Annotated in this window: 1 protein-coding gene; it reads left to right on the top strand. The window is 56.5% G+C overall.

Annotated elements, in window-relative coordinates; genetic code table 11:
- On the top strand, positions 1 to 545 hold a 545-nt coding region (locus tag E1J61_RS36860; RefSeq protein WP_305791073.1), incomplete at both ends, for a group II intron maturase-specific domain-containing protein.

The following is a 545-nucleotide window of genomic DNA, read 5'->3' as shown; positions in this document are numbered from 1 at the left end:
GGATTACGCATACATCGGAGGGGTTCGATTTTCTCGGGCAGAACGTACGCAAGTACGGCTGCAAGTTGCTGATCAAGCCAGCGAACAAGAGTATCAAATCGCTGCTGAGCAAGGTCCGGGAGATCATCAAGGGCAATGCGAGCGCCACGCAGGAGGCATTGATACGGCAACTCAACCCGGTTATTCGGGGCTGGGCCACGTACCACCGTCACATCGTGGCGAAAGCAGTGTTCGCATCGATTGACCACGACATATGGCGACTGCTCTGGAATTGGGCGATGCGCAGGCACCCCAATAAAGGAGCACGATGGGTTAAAAGTCGGTACTTTCCCACGGACAGAAGCAGGCAGTGGAACTTCGCCACGACGAGTGCAGCCGAGGGCAAAACCTTTGGTCTTGAACTCTTCCGTGCATCGACAGTGGCGATCATCCGCCACGTCAAGATCCGTGCATCTGCTAACCCGTTCGACCCGGAATGGACCGAGTATTTCGCCCGTCGTCGAACCTTGAAACGCTTCGCCAGACTACCCGGTGCCAGCCCATGG

The sequence above is a fragment of the Cupriavidus sp. L7L genome, assembly GCF_004353535.1.
GTDB classification, from domain to species: Bacteria; Pseudomonadota; Gammaproteobacteria; order Burkholderiales; family Burkholderiaceae; genus Cupriavidus; species Cupriavidus oxalaticus_A.
Note: the sequence above shows the minus strand (reverse complement) of the source record. Positions and strands in the feature narration are given on the sequence as shown.